The 14,178-nt window shown below is 68.6% G+C and carries 10 protein-coding genes; 8 read left to right on the plus strand and 2 right to left on the minus strand.

The features are described 5' to 3' along the window. Window position 1 precedes the first annotated feature (1 nt). Window positions 2-2,707: a 2-oxoglutarate dehydrogenase E1 component gene (locus CRT60_RS01985; RefSeq protein WP_098734786.1), complete on the minus strand. Its 2,706-nt coding sequence runs from the start codon at window positions 2,705-2,707 to the stop codon at window positions 2-4. Between the two features lie 508 nt (window positions 2,708-3,215). Between CRT60_RS01985 and CRT60_RS01990 the strand changes: the two genes are divergently transcribed. The 8 genes from CRT60_RS01990 (at window position 3,216) to CRT60_RS02025 (ending at window position 12,825) form a co-directional block, all read left to right on the plus strand. Further along, window positions 3,216-4,301: a TRAP transporter substrate-binding protein gene (locus tag CRT60_RS01990; RefSeq protein WP_098734787.1), complete on the plus strand. Its 1,086-nt coding sequence runs from the start codon at window positions 3,216-3,218 to the stop codon at window positions 4,299-4,301. 113 nt (window positions 4,302-4,414) lie between these two features. Further along, window positions 4,415-5,062 (plus strand): TRAP transporter small permease subunit, encoded by a 648-nt coding sequence (locus tag CRT60_RS01995; protein WP_244592218.1) that lies wholly within the window; start codon window positions 4,415-4,417, stop codon window positions 5,060-5,062. Between the two features lie 169 nt (window positions 5,063-5,231). Next, complete coding sequence (locus CRT60_RS02000) at window positions 5,232-7,022, plus strand: TRAP transporter large permease (protein ID WP_244592247.1); 1,791 nt, start codon at window positions 5,232-5,234, stop codon at window positions 7,020-7,022. 19 nt (window positions 7,023-7,041) lie between these two features. Further along, the gene (locus tag CRT60_RS02005) at window positions 7,042-8,025 is read left to right on the plus strand and encodes a ketopantoate reductase family protein (RefSeq protein ID WP_098734790.1); all 984 of its coding nucleotides are present in this window, start codon (window positions 7,042-7,044) and stop codon (window positions 8,023-8,025) included. A 63-nt stretch (window positions 8,026-8,088) separates the two neighbouring features. Then, window positions 8,089-9,543 carry an aldehyde dehydrogenase family protein gene (locus CRT60_RS02010; RefSeq protein ID WP_098734791.1) on the plus strand — a complete coding sequence of 485 codons (1,455 nt, stop codon included), beginning with the start codon at window positions 8,089-8,091 and terminating at the stop codon, window positions 9,541-9,543. A gap of 29 nt (window positions 9,544-9,572) precedes the next feature. Continuing rightward, window positions 9,573-11,078, plus strand: a complete 1,506-nt coding sequence (locus CRT60_RS02015; RefSeq protein WP_244592219.1) for an FAD-binding oxidoreductase — start codon at window positions 9,573-9,575, stop codon at window positions 11,076-11,078. Then, the gene (locus CRT60_RS02020) at window positions 11,075-11,935 is read left to right on the plus strand and encodes an HTD2 family dehydratase (protein WP_098734792.1); all 861 of its coding nucleotides are present in this window, start codon (window positions 11,075-11,077) and stop codon (window positions 11,933-11,935) included. Before CRT60_RS02015 ends, CRT60_RS02020 begins: the two co-directional genes overlap by 4 nt. Further along, window positions 11,932-12,825 (plus strand): aldolase/citrate lyase family protein, encoded by an 894-nt coding sequence (locus tag CRT60_RS02025; protein WP_098734793.1) that lies wholly within the window; start codon window positions 11,932-11,934, stop codon window positions 12,823-12,825. Before CRT60_RS02020 ends, CRT60_RS02025 begins: the two co-directional genes overlap by 4 nt. Window positions 12,826-12,902: 77 nt before the next feature. Here the strand turns inward: CRT60_RS02025 and CRT60_RS02030 are convergent, their stop codons facing one another. Continuing rightward, on the minus strand, window positions 12,903-14,141 hold the full coding sequence (locus CRT60_RS02030) for an MFS transporter (RefSeq protein ID WP_098734794.1): 1,239 nt from the start codon (window positions 14,139-14,141) through the stop codon (window positions 12,903-12,905). Window positions 14,142-14,178: the final 37 nt, after the last annotated feature.

Genomic DNA, 14,178 nt, shown 5'->3' on the forward strand with positions numbered 1-14,178 from the left:
GTCATTCCGCCGCCGCCTGTCCGCGGGACGGCAGGGCGGCGGCGAGCCCGGCGAAGGCCTGCTCGACCAGCCGGCGTTGATCGGCGTCATGGTCGCCGTGGAAGCTGCCGGCGGGCGAGGCCGCTTCGGCACGGGCCACGCAGGCGACGCGCGGCTCGGCGCAGCCGGCCGCTTCCCGCAAGGCCTCCAGCCGGCGGTCGAGGTAGCTCCAGGCGCCGAGATTTTCCGGCTCCTCCTGCACCCACAGGCAAGACGCCTCCGGCCACCGGCGGAACAGGGCCGACAGTTCGGCCGCGGGCAGGGGATACAGCATCTCCAGCCGCACCACCGCCACGTCCCCGGCGTCCAGGGCAGCCCGCTCCCGTTCCAGCTCGTAAGCCAGCTTACCGCTGCACAGCAGGATTCGGCCGACGCGCTCGCCGGCGGTGACGACGACCGGCTGGAATCCGGTGCCGGGTGCCAAATCAGCCAGCGCCGACACCGCCGCCGGCAGGCGCAGCAGGGTCTTCGGGCTCAGCACCACCAGCGGCTTGCGGTCGCGCCGCAGCATCTGGCGGCGCAGCAGGTGGAAATAGTTCGCCGGGGTGGACGGATGCGCGATGCGGATGTTGTCGCGCGCCGCCATCTGGAGGAAGCGCTCCGGCCGGGCGGAGGAGTGCTCCGGCCCCTGCCCTTCCAGACCGTGCGGCAGCAGGATGACGAGGCCGGAGGGCTGGCGCCACTTGTCTTCCGCGCTGACGATGAACTGGTCGATCAGGATCTGGGCGCCGTTGGCGAAATCGCCGAACTGCGCCTCCCAGATCACCAGCGCGTCGGGCCGTTCCAGGCTGTAGCCGTATTCGAAGCCGAGCACGGCATATTCCGACAGCGGGCTGTTGACCACGTCGAAGCGGGCCTGGGCGACGCCCAGATTGTTCAGGCTGACATGGCGCTTGCCGGTGACGGCATCGGTCAGGGCGAAATGCCGGTGGGAGAAGGCGCCGCGCACCACGTCCTGGCCGGTCAGCCGCACCGGCACCCCGTCGGCCAGCAGCGTGGCGAAGGCCAGCGCCTCGCCGGTCGCCCAGTCCAGCGGTTCCTCGGCACGGCGGCGGATGACGCGCTCCACCTTGCGGTCGACGGTCAGGCCATCCGGAATGGCGGCCAGCGCCGCCAGCAGAGCCCGCAGCCGGTCGGGGCCGATGCCGGTGTCCGGTTCGGCCGCCGTTGAACCGCCGGCAACCGATCCGCCGGAAGCGAACGGCGCCCAGCGTCCGCCGGGGAAGCCGTCATGGTTCGGCCGGTGATCGGCGGCGGCGGCGGCGGCCAACGCCTCCTGGAAGCGGGCCTTGTGACCGGCGGCAAGAGTTTCGACGTCGCCCTCCCCGACCGCTCCGTCGGCGGCCAGCCGCTTGGCATAGAGCGCGCGGACGGGCGGGTGGGCGTCGATGGCCGCGTAATCCAGCGGCTGGGTGAAGCGCGGCTCGTCGATCTCGTTGTGACCGTTGCGGCGGTAGCCGACGAGGTCGATCACCGCATCGCGCCCGTGCGTCTGCCGGAAGGCGACCGCGAGGTCGGCGGCCCGCAGCGCCGCGTCCGGATCGTCGGCGTTGACGTGCAGGATGGGGCTGTCCACCGCCTTCCACAGACCGGTGCAATGCAGCGAGGTCCGCGCCTCGTCGCGGTCGGTGGTGAAGCCGATCTGGTTGTTGACGATGACATGGATGGTGCCGGCGACGGTGAAGCCGGCGACGCCGGACAGTTGCAGCGCCTCGGTCACGCTGCCCTGGCCGATCACGCTGGCGTCGGTGTGCAGCAGCACGCACAGCACCCGGCGCGCCTCGCCGCCCTGCTCCCGGAGCAGATCCTGGCGCGCCCGCGCACGGCCCAGAGTGACCGGATTGATCGCCTCCAGATGCGACGGGTTGGGGGACAGGGTCAGCGCCAGCGTGCCGTCGCCGAAGGACAGGCTGCTTTCCACCCCCATGTGATAGGGGACGTCGGCAGGGACCGGCGGGTCGGCCTGGAAGGGATGCATGCCCTTGATCCCGGCGAACAGCTCGACCAGAGGCTTGCCCAGCACGTTGGCCATCAGGCTGAGCCGGCCGCGATGCATGGTCCCGACCTGCACCTCGGTCACGCCCGCCGCCGCCGCCGCCGCGAGGATGCGGTCGAGCAGCGGAATCAGCGTCTCCATCCCCTCCGCGCCGAACCGCTTCTTCGTCGGGTAGCGGGTGCCGAGCAGCCTTTCGAACTCCTCCGCAGCACTCAGCAGCGACAGCGCGCGGCGCCGGGCCTCGGCCGGCGGAACGTCAGCCGCCCCCTCATAGGCGTCGCGCAGCCAGGACCGCAGGGCCGGATCGTCGATATGGGCGGTTTCCAGCGTCAGCGTGCCCTGATAGAGCCGGCGCAGCCTGATGGTCTCCGCATCCCCGGACTCCGGTCCGGCGGGAGGGGCGGCGCGGCCCAGCGGATCGAGGGCGGCGGCGGCATGGCCGCGCTGGCGGATGTCCTCGTGCCGGAGCGCCAGCGGATCGGATGCAGGCCCATCGGGCGCCGAAGCACCGGATGCCATCGCGTCCGCAGCGACCGCACCCAGCTCGTCCAGGATCTGGAAGACGGCGCGCCAGCTCACATCCACCGATGCGGGATCGTCGCGGAAGCGCTCCTGCAACGCTTCGAGATAGGCGGCCCCGGCGGCGTTGAGCGGAGAGGACGGCCTAGACATGGCGCTTACCGTTCATGCGGTTGAACATCCGTCGTTTGAGGCATTGGGAACAGTTCCCATCAGACTACCGGTCAGCCTCGCATCGCGGAGCGCATGGCGTGCCTGTAACAGATATTCATTGCGGGCATAGCAAACCGTCAGCGTTTACGCCGGTTTCGCGGGGGGCTGCGGGGCCCGGCGGAAACGGTTCGTATGGCTGATGGCTTGCCCAGCTTATGGCTGGTATGCCCACGAAACACATTCCTCTGTGCGGACGGTTGCTCCACTGTCAGGGTCACCACATCGACCCGTCCATTCCCAGACAGTCACCATCGCCCCCGGGACCAGCCGCCGCCAATACCCCGGACACCGCGAACAAGGAGATGTCGCGCCCGCCGCCAGACACCGCAAACCATGACTTCCATCCGCTCTTCAGCGGTTCGATGGATGTCTTGCCGGGAAAAGCGGTCGTGGACGATCAGCCCTCATCGTGCCGTCACACAACAAGAACTTCGGGAGGAACAACAGAATGAAGCGCCGTCATTTCTTCAAGGGTGCCGCCGTCGCCGCCGGTGCCTCCACGCTTGCGGCTCCGGCCATCGCGCAGTCGGAGCCGACGATCCGCTGGCGCTGCGTGTCCAGCTTCCCGAAGAACATCGACGTGCTCTATGGCAGCGCCGAGGTGATGGCAAAGAACGTCGCCGAGGCCACCGGCGGCAAGTTCCAGATCCAGGTCTTCGCCGCCGGCGAGGTGGTCCCGGCGCTCCAGGCGCTGGACGCCGCGAGCAACGACACGGTCGAGATGTGCCACACCGCGTCCTACTACTATGTCGGCAAGGATCCCGCCTTCGCTTTCGGCTGCTGCCTGCCCTTCGGGTTGAACACCCGCCAGCAGAACGCCTGGTTCTATCACGGCGAAGGCGGCAAGCTGCTGGAGGAGTTCTACGCCGGCTACAATCTCAAGGCGCTGGCGGGCGGCAACACCGGCGCGCAGATGGGCGGCTGGTTCCGCAACGAGATCAAGAGCGTCGAGGACCTGAAGGGGCTGAAGTTCCGCATCTCCGGCCTGGGCGGCCAGATCCTGGCCAAGCTCGGCGTGGTGGCGCAGCAGGTGGGCGGCGGCGACATCTATCCGGCGCTGGAACGCGGCACCATCGACGCCGCCGAGTTCAACGGCCCCTATGACGACGAGAAGCTCGGGCTCTACAAGATCGCGCCAAACTATTACTATCCCGGCTGGTGGGACGGCACCTCGCTCCAGCATTTCTTCATCAACACCAAGCGCTGGAACGACCTGCCGAAGCATTATCAGGCGGCGCTGACGGCGGCGGCGGCGCTCGCGAACATCGACAGCGTGGCGCGCTACGACGTGCTGAACCCGGCCGCGCTGAAGCGCGTGGTCGCCAATGGCGCCAAGCTGCGCGCCTTCCCGCAGGACGTGCTGCAGGCCAGCCACAAGGCGGCGATGGAGCTCTACGACGAGCTGTCGGACAAGAACCCGGCCTTCAAGAAGTTCTACGAGAGCTACCGCCGCTTCCAGAACGATTCCAATCTTTGGTTGCAGGCTTCGGAATATGCCTATGACAGCGCGACCCTCCGCCTGACGCGGCGCTGATCGGCCGCCGCTCCTCGCGATATCCCAAGCCGGGACCGGATGCCGACGTTGCCGCATCCGGTCCCGGCACCGTTGCGGCCTTCGCCGCCGGCCCTCCGGGAGAAGTTGCCATCATGACGAGCCCATCCCCCTCCCCCCTGATGACGGCCCTGGTCGGGGTCTGCCGGCTGGTCGACGCGGTCACCGCGCGGCTGGGCAAGGCGATATCCTGGCTGATCCTGCTGGCGATCCTGGTTTCGGCGGTCAACGCCGTGATCCGCAAGCTGTTCGACGTCAGTTCCAACTCGTGGCTGGAGCTGCAATGGGTGCTGTTCGCCGCGGTGTTCCTGCTCTGCTCGCCCTGGACGTTGCGGGAGGACGAGCACATCCGCATCGACATCGTCAACGCGATGCTGACCAAGCGCGCACGCGACGGCATCGACCTGTTCGGCCATATCGCCTTCCTGCTGCCCTTCAGCTTCGTGATGATGATCACCTCCTGGCCCTTCGCGCTCGCCTCCTACGCCATCGAGGAACAGTCGATGAACGCTGGCGGCCTGCCGCAATGGCCGGCGAAGCTGCTGATTCCGCTGGGATTCACCGTGCTGTTCGTCCAGGGCCTGTCGGAGCTGCTCAAGCGCGCCGCGATCATGTCCGGCCATCTGGAGGATGGGACCCAGCGGGCCGGAGGCCATCAGGCGGCCGCCGAGGCCGAGGCCGAGCGGCTGCTCGCCGCCGAGCGCGAGCGGACCACCCCTCCCGACACCATTCCCAGCCGGTAGACGCGCGATGAGCACGACCTCCCCCTCCCTGTCGCCGCGCACCGTCCGGCTGTCCGTCATCTCCCTGCTGCTGCTGGCCGCCGTCGCCGTGGCGCTCTACGTGCTTCCGGTGCCGGGCGCCGGGGCGCTCGCCGAACAGGACGGCTGGCGCGGCTGGTTCGGCCACAACATGGCGCCGATCATGTTCGGCGTGCTGGTGGTCATGCTGCTGCTGGGCTATCCGGTCGCCTTCGCGCTGGCCGCCAACGGCCTGCTGTTCGGCCTGATCGGCATCGAGCTGGGCCTGTTCCGCCCCGACCTGTTCCAGGCGCTGCCGGAACGCATCTACGGCACGATGAACAACGACGTGCTGCTGGCCGTGCCCTTCTTCACCTTCATGGGGCTGGTGCTGGAACGTTCGGGAATGGCCGAGGATCTGCTCGACACCATCGGGCAGCTGTTCGGCTCGATCCGCGGCGGGCTCGCCTATGCCGTCATCTTCGTCGGCGCGCTCTTGGCGGCGACGACCGGCGTGGTCGCCGCCTCGGTGATCTCCATGGGCCTGATCTCGCTGCCGATCATGCTGCGCTACGGCTACGACCGCCGTCTGGCGTCGGGCATCATCGCCGCATCCGGCACGCTGGCCCAGATCATTCCGCCGTCCCTGGTGCTGATCGTCATGGCCGACCAGCTCGGCCGCTCCGTCGGCGACATGTACGAGGCCGCCTTCATTCCCGGCCTGCTGCTGTCGGGCCTCTATGCGCTTTACGTCTTCGTCGTCTCGATGATCTTCCCCAAGGCCGCTCCCGGCCTGCCGCCGGAGGCCATCGCCTACCGCGAGCCGAACGGGACGCGCGGCGTCTGGCAGCTCGGCCTGCTCGCCCTGTTCTCGGGCGCCGTCGCCTATTGGGTGATGGGGCGAACCGAGGTGAAGTCCGGCGCCGACTATGTCGTGCTGCTGCTGTCGGTGGCGGTGACGGTGGCCTTCCTGGCCGCCACCTTCAACCGGACCTTCGGCGCGCAGCGTCTGGCGCTGCAAGCCGCGGTGACGGCGGCGCTGACGGCGGGAGCGGCGTGGCTGACGCTGAACGGCTCGACCACGCTGGCGCTGCTGGGCGATTCAATCGCGGCGGGCGCGCTCTACGCCCTGGCCGTGGCGCTGGTGGAGCGGGCCAGCGGACAGCGGCTGATCTCCCGGATGGCGGAGCAGGCGACCTTCGTCATGGTGCCGCCGCTGGCGCTGATCTTCCTGGTGCTCGGCACCATCTTCATCGGGCTCGCCACCCCGACGGAGGGCGGCGCCATGGGTGCCGTCGGCGCGCTGGCGCTGGCGGCGATGAAGAAGCGGCTGAGCTTCGACATGGTGCGTCAGGCGACCTACTCGACGGCCAAGCTGGCTTCCTTCGTGCTGTTCATCCTGATCGGGGCGCGGGTGTTCTCGCTGACCTTCTACGGCGTCAACGGCCATGTCTGGGTCGAGGAGCTGATGGTCTCCCTGCCGGGCGGCCAGATGGGCTTCCTGATCGCCGTCAGCGTGATGGTGTTCCTGCTCGCCTTCTTCCTCGATTTCTTCGAGCTGGCCTTCATCGTCATCCCGCTGCTGGCTCCGGCGGCCGACCGGCTGGGCATCGATCTGGTGTGGTTCGGCATCATCCTGGCGGTGAACATGCAGACCAGCTTCATGCATCCGCCCTTCGGCTTCTCGCTGTTCTTCCTGCGCTCGGTGGCGCCGAAGCTGCCCTACATCGACCGCGTGACGAAGAAGGAGACCGCACCGGTCCTGACCAGTCAGATCTATTGGGGAGCCGTGCCCTTCGTCGTCATCCAGCTGGTGATGGTGGCGCTGGTGATCGCCTTCCCGCAGATGGTCATGCATTACAAGTCGACCGCGGTGAAACTCGACGACAAGCAGATCGAGGAGCAGTTCCAGGGGCTGGGCAGCGGCATGGACAACGAGCTGCCGCCGCTGGAATTCAAGTGAGACAGGAAGGGAAGACGACATGCGCATCGCCGTCGTAGGGGCCGGCGCCGTGGGCGGCGCGCTGGCGGGGTACTTGGCCGCGACCGGCCGGCACGACGTGTCGCTGCTGGCGCGCGGCGCCCATCTGGCGGCGATCCGCGAGCGCGGCCTGACCGTCCGGACGCCGACGGGGACGCTCAGCAGCCGGCCGCAGGCCAGCGACGATGCCAGCGACCTCGGCCATCAGGACATGGTGATCGTCACGGTCAAGGGGCACGGCCTGCCGGCGCTGGCCCCGTCCTTTCCGGCGCTCTGCGGCCCGGAAACGCTGGTGGTGGCGGCGCAGAACGGCGTGCCCTGGTGGTACCTGTACGGCGCCGGGGACGACGTGACGCCGGAACCGCTTGAGGTGGTCGATCCCGGCGGTGCGGTCTGGTCGGCCATCGGGCCCGAACGGGTCGCCGCCTGCGTGATGGAGGTTCTCCCCGCCCGCATCGTCGAGCCGGGAATCGTCGCCCACACCGCCACGCCGGTGCTGGCCCTCGGCGCTCCCCGGCCCGGCGACCACGCCGAAAAGCTGGCGGCACTGGCCAAGTCCTTCAACGCCGCCGGCGCCACTGCCCGGCTGCCAGCCGACATCCGCGTCCCGCTGTGGAGCAAGCTGATGCTCAACATGGCGGTCGGCCCGACCAGCGTGCTGACCGGCGCCACCATGGGCGCGATGGAGCAGGCGCCCGGCATGGCTGCCGTTCAGGGCCGGCTGATGCGCGAATGCCTGGCCGTGGCCCGCGCCTGGGGCGTCGACCTGCCCGACGACGTCGACGAGCGGCTCGGGCGCGGCAGCGGCGTTCCAGGGCACAAGCCGTCGATGCTGCAGGATTTCGAAGCCGGGCGCAGCATGGAGATCGACCCCATCGTGACCGCCGTCCTCGAACTGGCCCGCCGCCGCGGCATGCCGGTGCCGACCATCGAAACGCTGTGGGCGCTGACCGCCCTGAAGGAGCGGGCGGCCCGCGCCGGCTGAGCCAAGAGCTGCCTCAAGGCCGCCGCCCCCCTAGACCGAACGGATTTCCGGAGAAGACCCGACATGCCTTCCGACATCAGTCAAACCACCAACTTCATCGCCGGAAACTGGCGGCCGGGCCGCGACCGGCTCGACATCTTCAACCCGTCGGACCTGGACGAGCTGGCCGGTTCCTATACGTTGGCGACCGCTGACGACGTGGCCGAAGCCGTGGCCGCCGCCCGAAGCGCCCAGCCCCAGTGGCGCGCCGCGACGGTGGAGCAGCGTTCCCTGGTGCTCGACGCCATCTCCCGCGCGCTGTTCGACGGCAAGGACGAGCTGGCGCGGATCGCCGCCACCGAGGGCGGCAAGACCATCCCCGACGCGCTGGGCGAGATCGTCCGCGCCGCCCATCTCGCCCGCTTCTTCTCGGCCGAGGCGTTGCGGGCGCCGGGCGAGACGCTGGGCTCGGTGCGTCCGGGGGTCGAGGTGGACGTGACGCGCGAGCCGGTCGGCGTCATCGGTCTGGTGACGCCCTGGAACTTCCCGGTCGCCACGCCGATGTGGAAGATCGCCCCGGCGCTCGCCTTCGGCAACGCGGTGATCTGGAAGCCGTCGGAAAAGACCCCCGGCATCTCCATCGCCGTCACCCGCATCGTCGCGGCGGCGCTGGAGGCGCACGGCATGCCGGCCGGCCTGTTCAATCTGGTGATCGGCGCCGGTCCGAACGTCGGCGCCGCGGTGGTCGATGCGGTGGACGCGGTGTCCTTCACCGGGTCCGTCAACACCGGACGGCGCATCGCCGTGCGCTGCGCCGAGCGGATGATCCGCGTCCAGCTCGAACTCGGCGGCCAGAACCCGCTGGTGGTGCTGGGCGACGCCGACCCGGAGCGTGCTGCCGAGATCGGCGTCAACAGCGCCTATTTCCACGCCGGGCAGCGCTGCACCGCCACCGGCCGCTTCATCGTCGAGGACAGCATCCACGACGCCTTCGTCGCCGCGATGGTCGAGCGGATGGCGGCCCTGCGCGTCGGCCATGCCCTTCTGCCGGAGACCCAGATCGGCCCGGTGATCGACGAGTTCCAGCTGACCAAGAACCTGCGCTACATCGACACCGGCTTGAACGAGGGCGCCCGGCTGGCGTCCGGCGGCGCGCGGCTGGAGCGGCCGACGCGCGGGCATTTCCTGGCGCCGACGCTGTTCACCGAAACCGGCAACGCCATGACCATCAACCGCGAAGAGGTGTTCGGCCCGGTCGCCAGCGTCATCCGCGTCAAGGATTACGACGAGGCGCTGGCCGTCGCCAACGACACCGAGTACGGCCTGTCGTCGGGCATCATCACCAACTCGATGAAGCATGCCCGCCATTTCCAGGCCAACATCCAGGCCGGCATGACCATGCTGAACCTGCCGACGGCAGGCGTCGACTACCATGTCCCCTTCGGCGGGCGGAAGATGTCGAGCTACGGCCCGCGCGAGCAGGGACGGTCGGCCATCGAATTCTACACCATCATCAAGACGGCCTACCGCGCGCTGTGACGCAGGCCCGAAGCCCAGGGAGAGCTCCCTTGCCGAACGACATCCAGACCAGCGGGCCGACCAGCGGGCAGATCGCCACCCTCCGGCCGGACTTCGAGACGGCCGTACTCGCCCCCATCCGCGCCATCGTCGGCGACCGCGGCCTGATCACCGACGCCGAAACCATGAAGCCCTTCATGGAATCCTGGCGCGACGGCTGGGTCGGCCGGTCGCCCGCCGTGGTGCTTCCCGACAGCACCGCAGCGCTCGCCGCCGTGGTCCGCATCTGTGCCGAGACCCACACGCCGATCGTGCCCCAGGGCGGCAACACCGGCCTGACCGGGGCCAGCCAGCCGCATGCCGACGGGTCGGAGATCGTCATCTCCACCAACCGGCTGAACCGCATCCGCGAAATCGACATCGACAACGACACGATGACGGTGGAGGCCGGCTGCATCCTCGCCAACATCCAGAGTGCTGCGCGCGACGTCGGCCGGCTGTTCCCGATGAGCCTCGCCGCCGAGGGATCCTGCCAGATCGGCGGCAACATCGCGACCAATGCCGGCGGCGTTCAGGTCGTGCGCTACGGCAACATGCGCAACCTCGTGGCCGGGCTGGAGGTGGTGCTGCCCGACGGCCGGATCTGGGACGGGCTGCGCGGCCTGCGCAAGGACAATGCCGGCTACGACCTGAAGCAGATCTTCATCGGCTCGGAAGGCACGCTGGGCATCGTCACCGCCGCGGTGCTGAAGCTGTCGCCGCTGCCGCGCGCCACCGCCACCGCCCTGGTCGCCGTGTCGGCCCCCAGCGACGCCGTCGATCTGCTGACCCGCGCCAAGGGCGTGGCCGGCGACCGCATCGTCACCTTCGAACTGATCCAGCGCGCCTGCATCGACGTGGCCCGCAAACATGTGCCGGACGTGCCCGATCCCCTGCGCGACCGCTATCCCTGGTACGTGCTGGTGGAACTGGCCGACCAGGATTCCGGCAACCGGCTGGCCGAGATGCTGGAGGGCATCCTGGAGGCGGGGATGGAGGCCGGCGAGGTTCTGGACGGCGTTGTCGCCGCATCGAAGGCCCAGGCCGATTCGCTGTGGCGCATCCGTGAAGGCATCCCGGAAGGCCAGAAGCGCGAGGGCGTGTCGTTCAAGCACGATGTTTCTGTGCCGATCTCCCGCGTCGCGCGCTTCCTCGACCGCACCGACGCGGCGCTGGAGCGGGCCTGTCCGGGCATCCGCCCCTTCTCCTTCGGCCATCTCGGCGACGGCAACATCCATTACAACCCGATCCAGGCGGAGGACGGCGACCCGGCCGAATGGCGGGCGAAGCTGGCGACGGTCAACGCCATCGTCCACGACATCGTCGTCGATCTCGGCGGGTCGATCTCGGCCGAGCACGGCATCGGCCGCCTGCGCATCGACGAGATGCCGCGCTACAAATCGCCGGTGGAACTGGAGATGATGGCGACGCTGAAGCGTGCCTTCGATCCGCACAACCTCATGAATCCGGGCAAGATCCTGCATTCCCCCGAGGTGGCCCCCAAGGTGGCGTCATGACCTTCGACACTTTGAAGGACTGGATCGGCCGGGTGGAGATGCGGACGGACACCGCCATCGCCGCACCGCTGGCCGGGCTGGCGGCGACGCTGGACCACGACACCCCGCCCTGGCCGGCGGGGGAGCTGCCGCCGCTCGGCCATTGGCTGCATTTCCTCCCCAACGCGCCGCAGCGGGACATCGGCGAGGACGGCCACCCGCACAAGGGCGGTTTCCTGCCGCCGGTGCCGCTGCCGCGCCGGATGTGGGCCGGCAGCGACATGCGCTTCCTGGCGCCGATCCCCATCGGGGCGGAGATGCGGCGCACCTCCACCATCGAAGCGGTGGAGCACAAGGCCGGCCGGTCGGGCGACATGGTGTTCGTCAGCGTGAGGCACGAGATCGCGACCGACGCCGGCATCGCCATCCGCGAAAAGCAGGACATCGTTTACCGCGAGGCCGCCAGGCCGGGCGAGGCGCCGCCCCCGCCATCCGCCGATCCCCTGCCCGCGGCCGGCTGGACCGCCGGCGTCACTCCCGATCCGGTGCTGCTGTTCCGCTATTCCGCCCTGACCTTCAACGGCCACCGCATCCATTACGACCGCCCCTACTGCCGCGAGGTGGAAGGGTATCCGGGGCTGGTGGTGCATGGACCGCTGACGGCGACCCTGCTGATGGATCTGGTGCTGCGCAACCTTGGCGGCGATGCCGATGGCCGGCGGGTCGCCGGTTTCCGTTTCCGCGCCCGCCGGCCGCTGTTCGACACCGCACCCTTCACGCTGAACGCGGCGGACAGGGGGGATGGCGAGATCGGCGGATGGGCGGTCGGTCCGGACGGACAGGTCGCCATGACGGCCGAATTCGCGGTGACGCCATGAGCGCGCCAATTCGGGACGGAGAATTTTCCAGCGGGCGGCCCCGGCGCAGCTGGCTGTTCACCCCGGCGACGCGCCCGGACCGCTTCGACCGTGCCGCCCGGTCCGGTGCCGATGTCCTGATCGTCGATCTGGAGGACGCCGTGCCACCGGCCGACAAGGCGGCGGCGCGCGATGCGGCGTTGACAGCCCTGGCGGCGCCACCCGCCGCGCCGATCCTGCGGGCGCTGCGCATCAACGCGCCGGTGACGCCGGAGGGGCTGGAGGATCTGCTGGCCCTGATGCGCCGCCCGCAAGGCGGCGGGCCGGATTTCGTCATCGTGCCGAAGGTCGACAGTCCCGAGACGATCCGCTGGATCGACACGCTTCTGGGCGGCGCGGGCCGGCCCCTGCCGCTGGTGGCGCTGATCGAGTCCGCCCCCGGGAACGCGGCGGTTGAGGACATCGCCCGCGCATCGCCCCGGCTGGCCGCCCTGTTCTTCGGCGCCGCCGACCTGTCCGCCGATCTTGGCTGCGCCACCGCGTGGGAACCGCTTCTGTCGGCGCGGTCCCGGCTGATCAATGCCGCGGCGCTTGCGGGCATCGAAGCGGTGGATTCCCCCTTCTTCGATCTGACGGACAGCGCCGGGTTGCAACGGGAAGCGGCATCCGCCCTGGCGCTGGGATTCGGCGCCAAGGCGGCGATCCATCCCGGCCAGATATCCACCATCACCGCAACATTCACCCCGACCGAAGCCGAGATCGCCCAAGCCCGCCGTATCCTGGCTGAAAGTGCAAAGGGCGTCGCGGTGGTCGATGGCCGCATGATCGACGAAGCGATGGCGCGCAAGGCCCGCCGCATCCTGTCCCGCGCCACATGTTCCAACCAGCCGCAAGAGGATCGCCTCCCATAAAAATCCTCTTCGGCGGAAAACGCCTGGGACGGCGGTGTTTCACGTGCAAGAGAGGGTGACGTCGGCAAACCAGAAGCTCAGGGTCCGTTGGCGCATTCCGTCGCTTCGCTACCGACCGACACGTGGCGCGCGCCAGCCCAAATCAGCATTGCGGCTGCACTGAATGCCGCTCCCAGCATGGAAACGCCGTGCCAGCCGGCATGGGCGTAGACCATGGTCGCGGCACTTGCTCCAATGGCACTGCCGATCGAATAGAAAACCATGTACCCGCCGACGAGACGGCTGCGTGCCGTCGGGTGGCGAGCGACGATGATGCTCTGGTTGGTGACATGGACCGCCTGAACGGCAAGATCGAGCAGGACAACGCCGATCAGCAGAAGCGGAATCGACGACGGCAGAAACGCGATCAGCCCCCACGACAGCAGCAGGAGCGTGAGAGACAGTGCCGTTGTCCATTGGCCGAGACCGCGATCCGCGAGGCGTCCCGCACCTGTCGCGGCGGCCACCCCTGCCAGACCGACCAGACCGAACAGCCCGATCTGCGTGTGCGAGTAGTTGAAAGGAGCCGTGCTGAGCGGCAGAACCAGGCTTGTCCAGAATGTGCTGAAGGTCGCGAAAATCAGCAGAGCGAGAAGACCGCGCACCAGCAAAACCCGGTCACGAAAAAACAGGGAGGGGATGGAGCACAGTGTCTCGGCGTAGCTGTCGGTGCTACCCGGCAGCGGATTTCGCGGCAGAACACGCGTCAGCAGCCCGACCATAGCAGCCATCAGAACAGCCGATGTCAGATAGACCAGCCGCCAGCCGCCGACATCGGCGAGCAGTCCGGCGACAAAGCGGGCGGCGAGGATGCCGATGACGACACCGCTTGTCACTGTGCCGACTGCCCTGCCCCGTTCGGCAGGCGCTGCCAGTGTCGCGGCAAAGGCGACCAGAACCTGAACCACAACGGCGAGCAGGCCCATCGCGACAAGGCCGGTGAATAGAACCCAATCGGTTTTCGCTGTCGCAACGGCGACCAATGCGACGACCGACAAAAAACCTTGCCCAATGACAAGCCGACGGCTGTCAAGCATATCCCCGAGCGGAACGATGAAGATCAGCCCCAGCGCATAACCGACCTGGGTCAGCGTCACGACAAGCCCAATCGCAGCGGGCGAAACTCCGAAATCCCTCGCGATAGCGTCGAGCAATGGTTGAGCGAAATAGACATTCGCGACGCTGATGCCGGCGGCACTGGCAAAGATCAGCGTCGTACCTCTCGATAGCCCGCCATCCGGCTGATGTCGTCTTCCTGATTCCCTTGCGCTCTGCATGGCGATCCCGTTCGTGAAGCCAATCTGGTTTCATATC

Origin of the sequence: Azospirillum palustre, assembly GCF_002573965.1 — a bacterium.
GTDB classification, from domain to species: domain Bacteria; phylum Pseudomonadota; class Alphaproteobacteria; order Azospirillales; family Azospirillaceae; genus Azospirillum; species Azospirillum palustre.